The organism is Nonomuraea sp. AD125B, from assembly GCF_041402765.1.
GTDB classification, from domain to species: Bacteria; Actinomycetota; Actinomycetes; order Streptosporangiales; family Streptosporangiaceae; genus Nonomuraea; species Nonomuraea bangladeshensis.
Window position 1 is genome coordinate 58,888 of record NZ_JBGLOU010000009.1, and the last position, 17,025, is coordinate 75,912.

General features: G+C 69.9%; 15 protein-coding genes and 1 tRNA gene. 10 read left to right on the plus strand and 6 right to left on the minus strand.

Going from position 1 to position 17,025, the window contains the following annotated elements:
- Positions 1–21: 21 nt before the first annotated feature.
- Positions 22–1,131 carry a polysaccharide deacetylase family protein gene (locus ACBR40_RS23940; protein ID WP_371250182.1) on the minus strand — a complete coding sequence of 370 codons (1,110 nt, stop codon included), beginning with the start codon at positions 1,129–1,131 and terminating at the stop codon, positions 22–24.
- A 107-nt stretch (positions 1,132–1,238) separates the two neighbouring features.
- Positions 1,239–3,929 (minus strand): DNA polymerase I, encoded by a 2,691-nt coding sequence (polA, locus tag ACBR40_RS23945; RefSeq protein ID WP_371250184.1) that lies wholly within the window; start codon positions 3,927–3,929, stop codon positions 1,239–1,241.
- 104 nt (positions 3,930–4,033) lie between these two features.
- On the opposite strand from polA, the gene ACBR40_RS23950 reads away from it, so the two are divergent.
- From ACBR40_RS23950 to ACBR40_RS23975, 6 genes are all read left to right on the plus strand, one after another.
- On the plus strand, positions 4,034–4,405 hold the full coding sequence (locus tag ACBR40_RS23950) for a hotdog fold thioesterase (protein WP_344215078.1): 372 nt from the start codon (positions 4,034–4,036) through the stop codon (positions 4,403–4,405).
- Positions 4,406–4,823: 418 nt separating this feature from the next.
- Positions 4,824–6,113 (plus strand): branched-chain amino acid ABC transporter permease, encoded by a 1,290-nt coding sequence (locus ACBR40_RS23955; protein WP_371250186.1) that lies wholly within the window; start codon positions 4,824–4,826, stop codon positions 6,111–6,113.
- Positions 6,114–6,125: 12 nt separating this feature from the next.
- Positions 6,126–7,112 (plus strand): branched-chain amino acid ABC transporter permease, encoded by a 987-nt coding sequence (locus ACBR40_RS23960; protein ID WP_344215012.1) that lies wholly within the window; start codon positions 6,126–6,128, stop codon positions 7,110–7,112.
- A gap of 85 nt (positions 7,113–7,197) precedes the next feature.
- Entirely contained in the window at positions 7,198–8,076 is an 879-nt protein-coding gene (locus ACBR40_RS23965) for an ABC transporter ATP-binding protein (RefSeq protein ID WP_344215076.1), read from the plus strand.
- Positions 8,073–8,867, plus strand: a complete 795-nt coding sequence (locus ACBR40_RS23970) for an ABC transporter ATP-binding protein (protein WP_344215010.1) — start codon at positions 8,073–8,075, stop codon at positions 8,865–8,867. The genes ACBR40_RS23965 and ACBR40_RS23970 overlap by 4 nt, the downstream gene beginning before the upstream one ends.
- Positions 8,868–8,954: 87 nt before the next feature.
- Positions 8,955–9,329: a hypothetical protein gene (locus ACBR40_RS23975; RefSeq protein ID WP_344215008.1), complete on the plus strand. Its 375-nt coding sequence runs from the start codon at positions 8,955–8,957 to the stop codon at positions 9,327–9,329.
- A gap of 86 nt (positions 9,330–9,415) precedes the next feature.
- On the opposite strand, the gene ACBR40_RS23980 is transcribed toward ACBR40_RS23975, so the two are convergent.
- Positions 9,416–10,723 carry an ABC transporter substrate-binding protein gene (locus ACBR40_RS23980; protein WP_344215006.1) on the minus strand — a complete coding sequence of 436 codons (1,308 nt, stop codon included), beginning with the start codon at positions 10,721–10,723 and terminating at the stop codon, positions 9,416–9,418.
- A 229-nt stretch (positions 10,724–10,952) separates the two neighbouring features.
- On the minus strand, positions 10,953–12,149 hold the full coding sequence (locus ACBR40_RS23985; RefSeq protein WP_371250189.1) for an RNA-guided endonuclease InsQ/TnpB family protein: 1,197 nt from the start codon (positions 12,147–12,149) through the stop codon (positions 10,953–10,955).
- 107 nt (positions 12,150–12,256) lie between these two features.
- On the opposite strand from ACBR40_RS23985, the gene ACBR40_RS23990 reads away from it, so the two are divergent.
- The gene (locus ACBR40_RS23990; protein ID WP_371250191.1) at positions 12,257–13,129 is read left to right on the plus strand and encodes a hypothetical protein; all 873 of its coding nucleotides are present in this window, start codon (positions 12,257–12,259) and stop codon (positions 13,127–13,129) included.
- Between the two features lie 3 nt (positions 13,130–13,132).
- Here ACBR40_RS23990 and ACBR40_RS23995 read toward each other — a convergent pair whose 3' ends face one another.
- Both ACBR40_RS23995 and ACBR40_RS24000 read right to left on the minus strand, forming a co-directional pair.
- Positions 13,133–14,437, minus strand: a complete 1,305-nt coding sequence (locus ACBR40_RS23995; protein WP_344215002.1) for an ABC transporter substrate-binding protein — start codon at positions 14,435–14,437, stop codon at positions 13,133–13,135.
- Between the two features lie 205 nt (positions 14,438–14,642).
- Complete coding sequence (locus ACBR40_RS24000) at positions 14,643–15,224, minus strand: ANTAR domain-containing response regulator (RefSeq protein WP_371250193.1); 582 nt, start codon at positions 15,222–15,224, stop codon at positions 14,643–14,645.
- A 111-nt stretch (positions 15,225–15,335) separates the two neighbouring features.
- Between ACBR40_RS24000 and ACBR40_RS24005 the strand changes: the two genes are divergently transcribed.
- From ACBR40_RS24005 to dapD, 3 genes are all read left to right on the plus strand, one after another.
- Positions 15,336–15,418, plus strand: a tRNA-Leu gene (locus ACBR40_RS24005).
- Between the two features lie 136 nt (positions 15,419–15,554).
- Complete coding sequence (locus tag ACBR40_RS24010) at positions 15,555–15,977, plus strand: pyridoxamine 5'-phosphate oxidase family protein (protein ID WP_329580257.1); 423 nt, start codon at positions 15,555–15,557, stop codon at positions 15,975–15,977.
- Positions 15,978–16,021: 44 nt separating this feature from the next.
- Entirely contained in the window at positions 16,022–16,984 is a 963-nt protein-coding gene (gene dapD, locus ACBR40_RS24015) for a 2,3,4,5-tetrahydropyridine-2,6-dicarboxylate N-succinyltransferase (protein WP_371250195.1), read from the plus strand.
- Positions 16,985–17,025: the final 41 nt, after the last annotated feature.

Here is a 17,025-nt window from a genome sequence, read left to right on the forward strand (position 1 = left end):
CGGGGTCAATCCAGGGCGAGGTCAGTAGGCGATGACCTGGAGCCCTCGCTTGGGGATGATATTACCCCTCGCCGCCCGGGGGATGGAGATCCGCTCCGGGTCCCCGTCGGAGACGTAGCGCTTGCCGGGATGCTTGTCCAGCCACTCCAGCCAGTACTGCGAGCACCATTTGCGGCACTCGCCCTTTTTGCCGTTGCTCTGGATCCGCTGGATCGCGCCCCGGTCGAAACTTTTCGCGTAGGGCGAAACCGAGGGCTCGGCCCCGGCGAGGAACACGCCGGCGAAATCATAACGGGTCCCGTCCCATGATCCGGTCCTGGCGACCTTCTTGCCGTGGGGCATCGACCCGTACGGCAGCGCCATGGTGCGCGAGGGCGGCGCGCCGAGCTTCTTCAGCAGCCGTTCGATCCGGCCGATCTGCTCGCGGACCTTGCGCTTGCGCAGGACCCGCAGGTTGGGGTGGCTCCAGGTGTGGTTGGCCACCTCGTAGCCGTGCTCGTTCAGCCAGCGCAGGGCGGCCGCCTGCGCGGCCTCGTCACGCAGCCCGAACGGCTCGTGGTTGATCCAGAACGTGGCGGTCGGCCGGAACGACGGGTAGCGGGCGGCCACCTCCTGGATGATCGCCACCGCGGTGCCGGGCGCCGGGTTGCCGTTCGCGTCCAGCGCGAAGTGGCTCGGGTGCCCGTCGTCGAAGGTCAGCACGACCGGGTAGCGGCCCGCGGGCACGTGGATGTCGCCGGTGGCGAACTCGGCGGCGGTGATCGGCACGTAGCCCTCGCGGGCCAGCCGTTCCAGCTCCTTCCTGAGCTGGTCGGGGGTGCGGTCGATGGAGGCGAGCCGCTTGCGCTGGATGCGGTGGTACATGAGGACCGGCACCAGCCCCGCCTCGTTGGCGCGCACCTGCCGGGCGAACTCGGGCGTGGCCACCACCCCGGGCGGCTGCCCGGGCGGGGTCGCCGGGGTGTCGGCGGGCGCCGCGGACGGCGGGCTCTCCTCGACCTTCCCGGCGGAGGCCGGGCCGGCGTGCGGGACCTCCTGTGCCGGCATGAGACTGAGCCCGATGACCGCCACGGTGACCACGACGACGTTCGCGAGGCCGATGATCTTCGTGGAGGACGCTGGTAACCGCACAGAACTCCCGTGCCGCTAGGGGAAGCCGACACTCCACCCTAGTCCAGATCTGTACGGAAACCGGTGACCCCGGGCGACATGCCGCCCCTCGGGGCTCCCGGACCGGGTCAGTGCCCGGCGTCCTCCCAGGTGCGCCCGACGCCCACGGAGACCTCCAGCGGCACCCGCAGGTGGTAGGCGGCGTTCATCTGGTCGCGCACGAGCTGCCTGAGCGCCTCCAGCTCGCCCGGCGCCACCTCGAACACGAGCTCGTCGTGGACCTGCAGCAGCATCCGCGAGGCCAGCCCCTCCTCCCGGATGGCCTGGTGCACGTGGAGCATGGCGACCTTGATGATGTCGGCCGCCGAGCCCTGGATCGGCGCGTTGAGCGCCATCCGCTCGGCCATCTCGCGCCGCTGCCGGTTGTCGCTGGTGAGGTCGGGCAGGTAGCGGCGGCGGCCCATGATCGTCTCGGTGTAGCCGTCGGCGCGCGCCTGGGCCACGATGGCGTGCAGGAAGTCGCGCACGCCGCCGAACTCCTGGAAGTATTCCTCCTTGAGCGCCCGCGCCTCGGCCACCGGGATGTTGAGCTGCCCGGACAGCCCGAAGTCGGACAGTCCGTAGGCGAGGCCGTAGTTCATGGCCTTGATGCGCGCCCGCAGCTCGCCGTCGATCTGCTCGGGCGGCAGGTCGAAGACCCGGGCCGCGGTGGCCTGGTGGAAGTCGTGGCCGGACTCGAACGCGGCGATCAGCGACTCGTCGCCCGACAGGTGCGCCATGATGCGCAGCTCGATCTGGCTGTAGTCGGCCGTGAGCAGCGTCTCGTAGCCCTCGCCGACCGTGAAGCCCTGCCGGATGCGGCGGCCCTCGGCGGTGCGGATCGGGATGTTCTGGAGGTTGGGCTTCTCGGAGGAGAGCCGGCCGGTCGCGGCGATGATCTGGTTGAACGTCGTGTGGATGCGCCCGTCGTCGGCGATCTCCTTGATCAGGCCCTCGACCGTGGTGCGCAGCTTCTGCTGGTCGCGGTGGCGCAGCATGATCGTCGGCAGCTCGTGCTCGGTCTGGGTGGCGAGCCAGGCGAGCTGGTCGGCGTCGGTGCTGTAGCCGGTCTTGATCTTCTTCGTCTTGGGCAGGTTGAGCCGGGTGAACAGGATCTCCTGGAGCTGCTTGGGCGAGCCCAGGTTGAACTGCTCGCCCACGGAGCGGTGCGCCTCCTCCACGGCGTGCTTGACGGCCGAGCCGAACTCGGCCTCCAGCCCGGTGAAGTAGGCGCTGTCGACCGCGATGCCCGCGCGCTCCATCTCGGCCAGCACGGTGAGCAGCGGCAGCTCGACGTCGTCGAGGAGCTGGGTGCCGCCGCGCCCGGCCAGGAAGCGCTCCAGCGCCTCGGCCAGCTCGCGCACGACGTGGGCGCGCAGCGCGAGGTCCTTGGCGGGGGCGTCCTCGTCGTCGCCGAACAGCGCGGCCTGCCCGTCGGACTCCTCCTCGGCGCGCAGGTCGCGGTTGAGGTAGCGGCGGGCGAGGTCCTCGAGGGCGAAGGTGCGCTGGCCGGGCATGGCGAGGTAGGCGGCCAGCGCGGTGTCGCAGCTCAGGCCGCGCAGGTCCATGCCCTGCGCCCACAGGGCCAGCAGCGGGCCCTTGGCGTCGTGGACGGCCTTGGGCCTGCTCTCGTCGGCCAGCCAGGCCCGCAGGGCCGTCTCGTCGGCCTCGGTGAGCTTGACCGGGTCGATGTGGGCGGCGGTGCCGTCGGGCGAGGCAACGGCGATGGCGTCGATGCGGCCGGTGCCGCTGCCGTAGGCGCCCTTGACGGCGAGCCCCGCGCGGCCCTCCGGCATGGCGGCCAGCCAGCCGGCCACCCGGTCGGGGCCGAGGATCACGGTCTCGACCTCGAAGCCCTGGTCGGGCTCCTGCTCGCCGGTGCCGAGCACCTTGAACACCCGCTCGCGCAGCTCGCCGCGGATCTGCAGGGTGTCGAAGAGCTTGTTGACCTCCTCGCGCTCCCACGCGCCCTGCCTGAGCTCGCCGAGCTCGGCCTCGACCGGCACGTCGCGCAGCAGCTCGGTGAGCCGGCGGTTCATCAGCACCTGGGCGACGTGGTCGCGCAGCTTGTCGCCGACCTTGCCCTTGACCTCGTCGACCCGGTCGACGAGCGCGGTCAGCGTGCCGAACTCGCGCACCCACTTGGCCGCGGTCTTCTCGCCCACGCCGGGGATGCTGAGGAGGTTGTCGCTGGGGTCGCCGCGCAGCGCCGCGAAGTCGGGGTATTGGACGGGGGTGAGGCCGTATTTCTCCTCGACGGCCTCGGGCGTGAACCTGGTCATGTCGCTGATGCCGCGCCGGGTCATCAACACGGTCACGTGCTCGTTGACGAGCTGCAGCGCGTCGCGGTCGCCGGTGACGATGAGCACGCTCATCCCCTGCTCCGACGCGCGGGTGGCGAGCGTGGCGATGATGTCGTCGGCCTCGAAGCCCGCCTTGGACAGGCGCGGGATGCGCAGCGTGTCGAGCAGCTCGTAGATGAGCTGCATCTGGCCGCGGAAGTCCTCCGGCGTCTCGCTCCTGTTGGCCTTGTAGTCGGCGTATTCCTCGTGCCGGAACGTGGGCTCGGACCGGTCGAAGGCCACGGCGACGTGGCTCGGCTGCTCGTCGCGCAGGACGTTGGTCAGCATCGAGGTGAACCCGTAGACCGCCTCGGTGTGCTGACCGTCGGAGGTCATGAGGTTGGCGTCCTTGAGCGCGTAGAAGGCGCGATAAGCCAGGGAATGCCCGTCAAGCAGCAGCAGGCACGGACGGCTGGGGGTCACTTCACTCTTCGGCACGTACGCAGCCTAGTCTGCCCCTGCGACAGAAAACCTGAGCTCGGAAGAGTGGAGGCGTCCCCTTGACGCAGACCAACCCGCTTGATCTCCCGCTGCTGAGCGGCATGCACGACGGCACGCTGGCGAGCCGCGTGGGCATCGAGTTCCTGGAGGCGGGCCCCGACCGGGTGGTGGGCCGGATGCCGGTGGAGGGGAACACGCAGCCGTACGGGCTGCTGCACGGCGGCGCCTCCGTGGTGCTGGCCGAGACCCTCGGCTCCGTGGCCGCGGCGATCCACGCCGGGCCGGGGCGCATCGCGGTGGGCGTCGAGATCAACGCCACGCACCACCGTTCGGCCCGTTCGGGGCACGTGACGGGCGTGGCGACGAAGTTGCACGCGGGGCGGACGCTGGCGACGTACGACATCGAGATCACCGACGAGGAGGGCCGGCGGGTGTGCACCTCCCGCCTCACCTGCATGCTGCGCGACGCCTGAGGCTTTTGCCGTACTTTTGCCCAGCGGTCACTTCGCCCGATTCTTTGCGCATCGCCCCCGCGGGTCGCTACGGTGGTCCGAACGCGAGCCCGCGGGGGCGGCCCGGTAGATAACGTGTACGGCCGGCGATGCCTGCACGGCCCCAAAGGCCGCCCCCGCGGGCTCGTCCATACCTACCGTGATTTCGTTATCGTTCCGTTCCTTCCGGCCGCCAGGTGTCTTCCCCCATTTAGCCCCTGACCTGCCAACTTGATTCCTCACATGAGTGACACCGTGTTGTCACTAATTGGTGACGAACGATACTGAAACGGGCGTCACGGCAATAGGCTCCCGCCATTGCATCCCAGTTGTGCCTGCGATGCGCGCGTGTCGAGATGGAGGGGCACCACCCCGCCTTGACCTACTTGAGGGAGCACCATTGCGCAGAGCCGTGATCGCGTTCACGGCCTTCCTGGGTGGACTCGTCTTCCTGCTGGCCGGGCCCGCACACGCGGGCCCCGCCGACTGCCAGGGGCTGAAGGGAACACTCAAACTCCAAGGCCAGCCAGTGAACGGCGCCAAAATCTCGGTGACCACCGAGGGCGGACAACCCGTCCAGGAGGTTACCTCGAACGCTCAAGGCACTTGGGACGTTCAGGTCGACAAGCCGGGCAAGTACAAGGTCACTCTGGACCCCGGCTCGCTTCCTCAGAACAGCCAGGTCCGCGGCGGCAACAACGTCCGCACGCCGACCGTCTACGAGGGCAACTGCTCCACCGTGCTGTTCGCGCTCGAGGCCAAGGGCGCCGCCGCCGGCCCCGAGCAGGAGGCCACCGGCGAGAGCTCCTTCTGGGCCCAGGCCGCGCAGCTCGCCTTCGAGGGGCTCAACCTCGGCCTCATCATCGCCCTGGGGGCGCTCGGCCTCTCCCTCATCTACGGGACGACCGGCCTGACCAACTTCGCCCACGGTGAGCTCGTCACCTTGGGCGCTGTCCTCGCCTACGCCTTCAACGTCGGATTCAGCATCCAGCTCATCCCGGCGGCGATCCTCGCGGTCGTGGTGGCGGGGGCGCTGGGCTACGGCCAGGACCGCTTCTTCTGGGGGCAGCTCCGCAAACGCGGCACCGGCACCATCGCCATGATGATCATCTCGATCGGCGTCGCGATCCTGCTGCGCAACCTCATCCAGTTCTTCTTCGGGCCGCAGACCGAGACCTACACCGACTACAACACCCAGACCGGCATCCAGCTCGGCCCGATCAGCGCCGCCCCCAAGAACCTGTGGGCCATGGGCATCGAGCTCGCGGTGCTCATCGTCGTGGGTCTCGCCCTGATGAAGACCCGCACCGGCAAGGCCGCCCGCGCCGTGGCCGACAACCCGGCGCTCGCCGCCTCCTCCGGCATCAACGTCGACCGCGTCATCCGCATCATCTGGACCGGCGGCGGCGCCATCGCCGCGCTGGCCGGCGTCATGCTCGGCCTGTCGCAGTCGCTGAAGTTCACCATGGGCCAGGACATCCTGCTGCTCATCTTCGCCGGCGTCACGCTCGGCGGGCTCGGCACCGCCTTCGGCGCGCTGGTCGGCTCGCTCGTGGTCGGTGTGTTCATCCAGGTGTCCACGCTGTGGGTGCCGCCGGAGCTGAAGTCCGTCGGCGCGCTGGTGGTGCTCATCGTCGTGCTTCTCTTCCGGCCGCAGGGCATCCTCGGCCGACGCGAGCGGATCGGGTGACGGGGGTAACACATGGACTGGCTCACGATTTTCACCACCACCGTCCACGCCGCCATCGGCTGGGAGACCATCGTCTACGGTCTGGCCGCGATCGGCGTCAACATCCACTTCGGCTACACCGGCCTGCTCAACTTCGGCCAAGCGGCGTTCATGGCCGTGGCCGGCTACGGCCTGGCCGTCACCGTCACCGTGCTCGACCTGCCCTTCTGGGTCGGCATCTTCGTCGGCCTGGGGGCCGCGGTGCTCCTGGCGCTCCTCATGGGCATCCCGACGCTGCAACTGCGCGCCGACTACCTGGCGATCGTCACCATCGCCGCGGCCGAGATCATCCGGCTGATCTTCCGTTCGGTGCAGTTCAAGGGGGTCTTCGGCGGCTCTGACGGCCGGCGCGGCTTCAACGGCGACTTCTACGCCATGAACCCCTACCCCGAGGGCCGCTACGGCATCGGCGCGATCGTCTTCGACGAGCGCACGCTGTGGCTGCTGACGGTCGGCTGGATCGTCGTGCTGCTCGCCTGCGGGCTGGTCTACCTGCTCATGAAGAGCCCGTGGGGCCGCGTGCTGAAGGCCATCCGCGAGGACGAGGACGCCGTGCGCGCGCTCGGCAAGAACGTCTTCTCGTACAAGATGCAGTCGCTGGTGCTCGGCGGCGTCATCGGCTGCTTCGGCGGCTTCTTCTACGGCCTCTACAACGGCGCCGTGCAGCCCGACGTCTTCGGCACCGAGATGACGTTCTTCGCCTACACGATCGTCATCCTCGGCGGCGCCGCCCGCGTCTTCGGCCCGGTCGTCGGCGCGATGATCTTCTGGGTGCTGTTCGTCTTCGTCGGCAACCTGCTCGCCGAGCTGGTGGCCAACGGCTACATCCCGTTCATGACCAGCATCCAGGTGGGCCCGATCCGCTACGCCCTGGTCGGTCTGGGCTTCATCCTGCTGCTGATCGTCCGGCCGCAGGGCATCTTCGGTGACAAGAGGGAGATCGCGATCAATGCGCGATGACACCATGGATGAGACGACCGGCGGGCCGGAGGACGCCGCGGTGACCACCACGCGTAAGGCCGCGGCCCTGGCGGCGTTCAAGGACATGGCCCGCGAGCCGGGCGTCCCCAAGCCCGACCCCATCCTCGTCGTGGACAAGGTCGTGCGCCGCTTCGGCGGCCTCACCGCCGTCGACGTCGAGCACGTGGAGGTCCAGCGCGGCTCCATCACCGCGCTGATCGGCCCCAACGGCGCGGGCAAGACCACTTTCTTCAACCAGCTCACCGGCTTCGACACCGCCGACGCCGGCACCTGGACGTTCAACGGCCGCACGATGAGCGGCGTGCCCGCCCACAAGGTGGCGCGCGCCGGCATGGTCCGCACGTTCCAGCTCACCAAGGCGCTCTCCCGGCTGACCGTCATGGAGAACATGCGTCTCGGCGCCCAGCAGCAGAAGGGCGAGAGCTTCTGGCGGGCCCTCGTGCCCGGCTTCTGGCGCTCCCAGGAGCAGGAGATCACCGAGCGGGCCGAGGAACTGCTGGTCCGGTTCAAGCTCGACGCCAAGCGCGACGACTTCGCCGGCTCGCTCTCCGGCGGCCAGCGCAAGCTGCTGGAGATGGCGCGGGCGCTCATGGTGGGCCCCGAGCTGGTCATGCTGGACGAGCCCATGGCGGGCGTGAACCCGGCGCTGACGCAGTCGCTGCTCGGCCACGTCAAGGACCTGCGCGAGCAGGGCATGACGGTGCTGTTCGTCGAGCACGACATGGACATGGTGCGCGACATCAGCGACTGGGTCATCGTCATGGCCCAGGGCGCGGTGATCGCCGAGGGCCCGCCCTCGACGATCATGTCGGACGAGCGCGTGATCGACGCCTACCTCGGCGCGCACCACGACGCCCCGCTGTCGGACACCGAGCTCCAGGCCCAGCTCCACGAGGCCGAGGCCGAGCTGGAGGCCGAGATCGAAGAGGAGACGCAGAAGTGAACGCCGTCCCGGAGCCGGCCGAGTCCAACGCGGCGGTCACCGACCGCAGCGCGCACCTGGAGGGCGCCGAGAACGCCCTCCTGCGCTGCGACGAGCTGATCGCCGGTTACCTGCCGGGCGTCAACATCCTCAACGGCTCCGACCTCTACGTGGCGGAGGGCGAGCTCATCGGCATCATCGGCCCCAACGGCGCCGGCAAGTCGACGCTGCTCAAGGCCATGTTCGGGCTGGTCAACATCCGCAGCGGCACGGTGCTGCTGAAGGGCGAGAACATCACGAACATGAAGGCGCACGCGCTGGTCTCGCGCGGCGTCGGCTACGTCCCGCAGACCAACAACGTCTTCCCCAGCCTCACCATCGAGGAGAACCTGGAGATGGGCGCCTTCCAGGTGCCGGGGAAGTTCAAGGAGCGCTTCGAGTTCGTGGCCGAGCTGTTCCCCGCGCTGAAGGAGCGGCGCAAGCAGCGCGCCGGCTCGCTGTCCGGCGGTGAGCGGCAGATGGTGGCGATGGCGCGGGCCCTGATGACCGAGCCGTCGGTGCTGCTGCTCGACGAGCCGTCGGCCGGTCTGTCGCCCAAGCTGCAGGACCTGGTCTTCATCCAGGCCCAGCAGATCAACAAGGCCGGCGTCACCGTCATCATGGTCGAGCAGAACGCCCGCCGCTGCCTGCAGATCTGCCACCGCGGCTACGTCCTGGACCAGGGCCGCAACGCCTACACCGGCACCGGCAGGGAGCTCGCGAACGACCCGAAGGTGATCCAGCTGTACCTCGGCACGCTCGCCAAGGCGTAATTCCCCCAGAACGGCTGAGGAGCTCCCACAGAGCCCCTCAGCCGTTTTTTAATGGGCGATGTGAAACGCTTAGCGACAGTCGCGCTCATGCTGCCCGTCCTGCTCCTGGGCTGCCAGGACGACGCCTCCTCCGCGCCGAGATACAGCACCGGCGGCGACCCCACCGACAGCCCCTGCGCCCGGGTGGTCTCCGCCATCGGGTACGCCGGCCTGCTGCTGGAGCCGAAGGGCCAGGAGGACCGGCAGCGCTTCGAGGACGCCGTGATCGGCCGCCTGGCCGAGGCCCGCGGCATCACCCTGCAGTTCGGCGCCCGGCTGCCCGCCTCGCTCAAGGGCGACGTGGCGGCGCTGGAGTCGGCCACCGCCGGGCTCGCCAGGAACGACGTGCCGCGGGAGCGCCAGGTGGCGCTGCTGAGGGAGTACCGCGCGGCGGCCGACCGGATCGTCGCCGGCTGCCGGTGAGGCCCCTGCCGGGCGGTTCCAGGGACGCGGAAGGGCCCGGCCGTGGCGGCCGGGCCCTTCGTCTCAGCTCGTCTCAGCGCTGGTGATCAGCCGGCGATGTTGCCGGTGCGGTACTCGATCGCCTTGCTGCCGTACTTGTTGTCGTCGCCGTACTCGTAGATGCCGATGGTGGCGACGGCCGGGTCACCGGCGTCGTTGAACTCGACCGGGCCGCTGACGCCGTCGTAGTCGATGTCCTTGCCCGCCTTCAGCAGGTCGACGCACTCCTTGAAGCTCTTGCACTTCTCGCCGCCCTTGCTGACCTCGGCCAGCTTGGCGGCGATGTCCGCGCCCGCGTCGCTCTTGGCGGCCTCGGCGGCCAGCGCGATCAGGTTCGCGGCGTCGTACGACTCGGGGGCGTAGCTGAAGTCCTCGAGCTCCTTGTCGACCTCGAGGAGCTTCTTCTGGAACTCCTCGGGAGCGGCCGCGCCGGGGATGGTGCCCTTGACGCCCTTGAGGGTGCCCTTGGGCATCTTCAGGTAGTTCGTGTTGGACGTGTTGCCGTCCACCATGTACCACTTGTGCTTGCTGGCCGGCAGGCCCTGCTTGACGAGCTCCTGGATGACCTTGGAGGTCTCCTCGAAGCCGATCAGCACGATGGCCTTGGGGCTCTTGGACTTGATCTTGGTGACCTCGGCCGAGAAGTCGGCGGCCTTCGGGTCGTAGTCCACCCGCTCGACCACTTCGGCGCCGCCGTCGGTGACGGTCTTCTGGACCTGGTCGGCCAGGCCCGTGCCGTAGGAGTCCTGCATGGCGAAGATGGCGACCGTGTCACTGCCGTCGGCCACGATCAGGTCACCGAGCACGCGGCCCTGGAGCTTGTCCGGGGGCGCGGTGCGGAAGTACAGGCCCTGGTCGTTCAGGGTGGTGAACTTGTCAGAGGTGTTGGCGGGCGAGAACTGCACCACGCCGGCACCCGTGATCTTGTCGACGACCGACTCCGACACCGAGGAGGAGGCGGCGCCGACGATCGCGTCGGCCTTCTGCGCGAGGAGCTTGTCCACCGACTGCGAGGCGATGTTGGTCGTCGTGTCGCCCGAGTCGGTGTCGATCTTGGCGACCGGCTTGCCCAGCACGCCACCCGCCTCGTTGATCTCCTTGATGGCGAGATCGACGCCGGCGAACTCGGGCGGGCCGAGGAACGCGAGGTTCCCGGTCTGGGGCAGCAGGGTCCCGATCGTCAGCGTACCGTCGCCCTTCGTCGCGGCCGGGGCCGACGACGAGGCGGCGGGAGCGGCCGAAGACGGCGAGGTCTCCGAGGCGGTGTCGCCGCCGCCACCGCCGCAGGCTGTCAGGGTCAGGCTGGTGGCAGCCAGGACAGCCAGCGCCCGCCCCACGGGAGCAATGCGGATCATGAAGTGTCTCCTTCATTTCCAGGCCGGGATTCGTCAGCAGGCCGAGCGTTCCCGATCGAATGGTGGAAACGTACAAAACCGCCGCACGCCCGAACCAGATGCGCCGAACAACTGTCGGCACTTGGATGCGGAGTCGTAATCAGTCCTCAACTTACGGAGCTGGTCAGGCGTGCTTAAGGTGCGGCATTGGCATCCTCTCCCGCCTGAAGGCGGGGGATTCCAACGGCAACTACCTCACGAGGAGGAGGTCACGTTGAGGTTCGCGGTTCGCAGGCCCGCCCAGCGGCACGCCTCCCCGCGCAGCGACGGCATGCCCTGCCGCCGTGTCTCTGAGGTTCCCGGCCGCGTTCACGTCGGCGTGCGCCTGATGCCCGCAGGCGACGCAGCGGAATCGAGATTGGCTCTCTCTCGACTCGGCCGCGCGGTGCCGGCAGGCGTTGCAGGTCTGCGACGTGTAACGCGGGTTGATCTTGTGGACGCGGCCGGGAGCCTTGTGCTCCAGCCGTTGCACGAGCCGGCCCCACCCGGCGGCGAGGATGCCCCGGTTCAGCCCGGCCTTCTGACGGACGCCACGGCCCGGCGCTTCGCGCGTCCCCTTGGCCGAGCGGGTCATGGAGGAGATCTTCAGGTCTTCGACGGCGATCACGTCGAACCGGCGGGCCAGGTCGGTCGAGGTCTTCTCCACCCAGTCCTTGCGCCGGTCGGCCTCACGCGCCCGCACCTTGGCGATGGCGGCCTTCACCCTGCCGCGCCGGTTCGACCCCCGCTCGGCGCGGGCCAGCCCGCGCAGCAACCGCAGCAGGCGGGCCTTCTCCCCGGCGCGCAGGCCGGGGACGTTCAGCAGCTCGCCCGTGGACAGGGCGGCGCTCACGACGACACCACGGTCCACGCCTACCGCCTCGCCCGTGCCGGGCGCGGGCACCGGCTCGGGGATCACGGCGAACGCGACATGCCAGCGGCCCGCCGCATCGCGGGTGACCCGGTACGACTTCACGCCCGCAGGGACAGCGCGCGACCAGCGAAACCGCACCCAGCCCACCTTCGGGATCCTCACCTCGCCGACGTTGCGCGACAGCCGGCGCACGTCACCGGCCTTGACGGCGACGATCCGGAACCCTTCGCCCCGCCCCCGCCTGCGCCACGCCGGACGCTGGTGGGTCTTGCCGAAGAAGTTCGCCATGGCCTGCGCGAAGTCCTTCAAGGCCTGCTGCTGGACGACGACCGACCCTGCGCGCAGCCACGCGTTCTCCGCCCGCGCCTCGGTCAACTGGCGGCACTGCTCGGCGAAACCGGGAGCGCTCCTGCGGCCCGGCTTCCAGTGCGCGTGCTGCTCGACGGCGAGGTTCCACACGTAACGGGCGTGCCCGCAATGCTCCAGCAACACCCGCTCTTGAGCGGGCGAGGGCTGGAGCCGGTAGCGGGACACGCCGATCAACCTACCGACCACCACCGACAAAACCGGGAGACCGAAGTGCCCGACCGTTCCGCGATTCCTCCTCGCCCTGAAGGGCCGGGCCTTCACACTGTGGATGCTTGGTGAAGCGCATCACGCTGCCCCTCGTCCTGGCGGTCCTCCTCACCGGCTGCGGCTCCCCCGAGCCGCCTGACACCATGCCGCCTGGCAGGACGCCGCCCGACACCACGCCTCCCCCTGGGCTGTCGGTGTCGCTGGCCCAGTGGCGGTCCGACGAGCCGGCGCACCGGCTGCAGATCGCGGTACGCAACACCACGGACACGCCCGTCCACTTCGCCGACGTGCAGCTCGTCACGCCGTCGTTCAAGACGCTGGCGCCGGCGAGGGCCGACACCACGCTCGGCCGTACGGAACGGACGGACCTGCCCGCGCCGTACGGCGCCGCCAACTGCCCGCCCCAGGGGCTCCCCCAGGTGCGGCCGGCGACCGTCGTGGCGCGGCTCAGCACCGGCGGCGGCCCGCTGCGCACGGTCGTCTTCCCGGTGCCGCACCCGGACCCGCTGCTGGCCAGGCTGCTGCGCGACGAGTGCTCGGAGTTCCTCATCAAGCAGGTCGCCGAGCTCGCGTTCGGCCCGCGGTGGACGGAGTCGGACGGGACCATGCGCGGCAGCGTGGTGGTCACGCGGCGCGGCGCCGGGAAGGTGACGCTGACCGACATGGGCGGCACGACCCACTACATCGTCACGCCGGAGCGCCGGCCGCTGGGGACGCTGGAGCCGGGGGCGTCGCGGCTGGAGGTGCCGGTGGCCCTCTCGCCCGGCCGCTGCGATCCGCACGCCTTCGCCGAGGCCAAGAAGGCGTTCCTGTTCCCCGTGCGGGCCTCGCTCGACGGCGGCGAGGCCCGCGTGATCATCGTGGTGCCGCCCGAGCCGCTGCAGGAGCGTCTCACGCGGTGGGCGCGCGAGACGTGCGGCCTGGGCGGCGGCTCGTAACCGTCAGCCGGCGATGTTGCCGGTGCGGTACTCCTCGGCCTTGCCCGGGTACTTGTTGTCGTCGCCGTACTGGTAGACGCCGATGGTGGCCACGGCGGGGTCGCCGTTGTCGTCGAACTCGATCGGGCCGCTCAGGCCCTCGTAGTCGATGTCCTTGCCCGCCTTCAGCAGGTCGGCGCACTCCTTGAAGCTCTTGCACTTCTCGCCGACCTTGCTGACCTCGGCCAGCTTGGCGGCGATGGAGGCGCCGCTGTCGTCCTTGGCGGCCTCGGCGGCCAGGGCGATGAGGACGGCGGCGTCGTACGACTCCGCGGCGTAGGTGTAGTCCTCAAGCTCCTTGTCTACCGTGAGCAGCCGCTCCCTGAACGCGTCCGGGGCCTCGGCGCCGGGGATGGTGCCCTTGACGCCCTTGAGGGTGCCCTTGGGCATCTTCAGGTAGTTGGTGTTCGACATGTTGCCGTCCACCATGTACCACTTGTGCTTGTCGGCCGTCAGGCCCTGCTTGACGAGCTCCTGGATGACCTTGGAGGTCTCCTCGAAGCCGATCAGCACGATGGCCTTGGGGTTCTTGGCCTTGATCTTCGTCACGTCGGCCGAGAACTCGGCGGCCTTCGGGTCGTAGTCCACCCGCTCGACGACCGTCGCGCCGCCCTCCTCGGCGGTCTTGGCGATCTGGTCGGCGAGGCCCGAGCCGTAGGAGTCCTGCATGGCGAGGATGCCCACGGTGTCGTTGCCGTCGGCCACGACGAGGTCGCCGAGCACGCGGCCCTGGAGCTTGTCCGGGGGCGCGGTGCGGAAGTACAGGCCGTTGTCGTTGACCGTGGTGAACTTGTCGGAGGTGTTGGCGGGCGAGAACTGCACCACGCCCGCGCCGGTGATCTTGTCGATGATCGACTCCGACACCGAGGACGACGCGGCGCCGATGATGGCGTCGGCCTTCTGGCCCAGCAGCTTGTCCACCGACTGCGAGGCGATGTTCGTGGTGGTGTCGCCGGAGTCGGTGTGGATCGCCTTCACCGGCTTGCCGAGCACGCCCCCGGCCTCGTTGATCTCCTTGACGGCCAGGTCCACCGCGGCGAACTCGGGCGGGCCGAGGAAGGCGAGTGAACCGGTCTGCGGCAGCACGGTGCCGAGCGTCAGCGTGCCGTCACCCTTGGCGGCGGCCGGCGCCGAGGACGCCGGCGCGGACGAGGACGCGGTCTCCTGCGACGCGGCGGTGTCGTCGGCGCCGCCGCCACAAGCCGTCAGAGCGAGGCTCGCCGCGGCCGCGACGGCCAGGACGCGGCCCGCTGGAGCGATGCGGATCATGTAAAAGGTACTCCCTGTATGCGCCGGCGGGGTTTCGCCCCCGTTGACGTTTTGCAAGCTCAGCATGCCCGGATTGGGCGCTTCGCGCAGTTTTAACGCGGCTTTTATACAGAGTTGTGATGTCCGAAACGTGGCGGGCGGGGACAGCCGGAAGCCGGGGGTTCCTCCCCGGCTCCTGCCGGGCGTGACTCGCGGGCTCCGCCGCTCAGCGCTTCTCGGCGTCGTCGATGACGATCTGGGCGACCTCGCGCATGCTCAGCCGCCGGTCCATCGACGCCTTCTGGATCCACCGGAACGCCTGCGGCTCGGTCCAGCCGTGCTGCGCCATGAGCTGGCCCTTGGCCCGCTCCACCAGCTTCCTGGTCTCCAGGCGCTCGGACAGGCTGGAGACCTCGGCGCTCAGCGCCACCATCTCCTCGTGCCTGCTGACCGCCATCTCGATGGCCGGCACCAGGTCGGCCTTGGTGAAGGGCTTGACCAGGTAGGCCATCGCGCCCGCGTCGCGGGCCCGCTCGACCAGGTCGCGCTGGGAGAAGGCGGTCAGGATCAGGCACGGCGCGATGCGCTCGGAGACGATGCGCTCGGCCGCGGAGATGCCGTCGAGCACCGGCATCTTGACGTCGAGGATCACCAGGTCGGGTTTCAGCTCGGCGGCCAGCCGGATCGCCTGCTCGCCGTCGCCGGCCTCGCCCACGACGACGTAGCCGTCCTCCTGGAGCATCTCCTTGAGGTCGAGGCGGATCAGGGCCTCGTCTTCCGCGATCACTACTCGCCGCTTCGTACTCACGAGCAGAAGAGTACCGACGTCCGGTAGATTAGATCCACGCTGGCACCCCTGCTGCTGATCAACTTGTGGCGGTAGGATGTACCGTCGATCCGGACAAGTCCGGATTTTTCGGCCGGAATGATGGAATGGCAGACATGGACGCCTCAAAAGCGTCTGCTCGAAAGGGCGTGCGGGTTCGAATCCCGCTTCCGGCACCCTCCCCGGGCCAGCCCCTCACCCCCGGGCACCACTCCTCCTCCTGACCCACCTTGATTCACGCCTGCCCCTGATTCACGGCGGCGCGCCGCGGGAATAGCCGTTGCACGAACGATCAGCACGGGGGTGGGCGACATGTCGTTGAGCGTGGCGGCACGGGAGGAGTTCCTGGCGGAGGCGCACATCGCGAGCCTGGCCGTCGAGGCGGGCGAGGGCCGGGCGCCGCTGACGGTGCCCGTCTGGTACGACTACGTCCCCGGGGGCGACGTCCGCTTCCTGACCGACGGCGAGTCGGTCAAGGCCAAGCTCATCGCCAAGGCGGGCCGCTTCTCCCTCCTGGTGCAGCGCGGCAGCCCCACCTACCGCTACGTCTCCGTCGAGGGCCCGATCGTGCTGTCGAGCCCGTCCACGCTGGAGGACCTGACCCGCATCTCGGCCCGCTACCTGCCGCCCGAGGCCGTGACGGGCTACGTGCACGGCTCCGACCTGCACGCGCTGGTGACGTTCCGGATGCGGCCCGAGCGCTGGCTCGCGGCCGACCTGGGGGCGCTCGCCTGAGGCGGCTCCGCCCCGCAGCCTCCCCAACCGGTATTTTTGGCCCTGTGACTGCTATCGATCCCACCTCGACCGGCGCCCACGGCGTCGGCCTCGCGACCATCGCCGCCGACGGCACCGTACTCGACACCTGGTTCCCCTCCCCCGCGCTGGGCGAGGCGCCGTTCTCGAGCACCGAGCGGCTGTCCGACGACGAGGCCGGCGAACTGGCCTCGCTGACGGGCCCCGACCCGGCGCGCGGCGTGGAGGTGGTGGCGGTGCGCACGGGCATCGCCAAGCTCTCCGAGGCCCCGGTCGACGCCCACGACGTCTACCTGCGCCTGCACCTGCTGTCCTGCCGCCTGATCCGGCCGCACGGGGCCAACCTGGACGGCGTCTTCGGCCTCCTGGCCAACGTGGTGTGGACCAACTACGGCCCGTGCCCGGTGCCGGACTTCGAGCGGACCCGGCTGCGGCTGCGCGCCCGTGGCCCGGTCACGGTGTACGGGGTGGACAAGTTCCCCCGCATGGTCGACTACGTGCTGCCGTCCGGGGTGCGGGTCGCCGACGCCGACCGCGTCCGGCTCGGCGCCCACCTGGCGAGCGGCACCACGGTCATGCACGAGGGCTTCGTCAACTACAACGCCGGCACCCTGGGCTCGTCGATGGTCGAGGGCCGGATCTCGGCCGGCGTCGTCGTCGGCGACGGCTCCGACGTCGGCGGCGGCGCCTCGATCATGGGCACGCTGTCGGGCGGCGGCAAGCACGTCATCTCCGTCGGCGAGCGCTGCCTGCTGGGCGCGAACGCCGGCATCGGCATCTCGCTCGGCGACGACTGCGTGGTCGAGGCCGGCCTCTACGTGACGGCGGGCACCAAGGTCGCCCTCCCGGACGGGAAGGTCGTCAAGGCGGCCGAGCTGTCGGGCGCCGACGGCATCCTGCTGCGCCGCAACTCGCGTACGGGGGCGGTCGAGGCGGTGCCGCGCACGGGCACCGGCATCGAGCTCAACGCCGCCCTGCACGCCAACTGAGCGCCGACGGCGCCCCGGCTCGCGCTGTCGCGGGGCCGGGG

Bases quoted from the DNA above. Each gene is read 5' to 3' on its own strand.
- ACBR40_RS23950 (WP_344215078.1), top strand. From the start codon at position 4,034: ATGCACGACGGCACGCTGGCGAGCCGCGTGGGCATCGAGTTCCTGGAG.
- ACBR40_RS23960 (WP_344215012.1), top strand. From the start codon at position 6,126: ATGGACTGGCTCACGATTTTCACCACCACCGTCCACGCCGCCATCGGC.
- ACBR40_RS23965 (WP_344215076.1), top strand. From the start codon at position 7,198: ATGGCCCGCGAGCCGGGCGTCCCCAAGCCCGACCCCATCCTCGTCGTG.
- ACBR40_RS23975 (WP_344215008.1), top strand. From the start codon at position 8,955: ATGCTGCCCGTCCTGCTCCTGGGCTGCCAGGACGACGCCTCCTCCGCG.
- ACBR40_RS23980 (WP_344215006.1), bottom strand. From the start codon at position 10,723: ATGATCCGCATTGCTCCCGTGGGGCGGGCGCTGGCTGTCCTGGCTGCC.
- ACBR40_RS23995 (WP_344215002.1), bottom strand. From the start codon at position 14,437: ATGATCCGCATCGCTCCAGCGGGCCGCGTCCTGGCCGTCGCGGCCGCG.
- ACBR40_RS24010 (WP_329580257.1), top strand. From the start codon at position 15,555: ATGTCGTTGAGCGTGGCGGCACGGGAGGAGTTCCTGGCGGAGGCGCAC.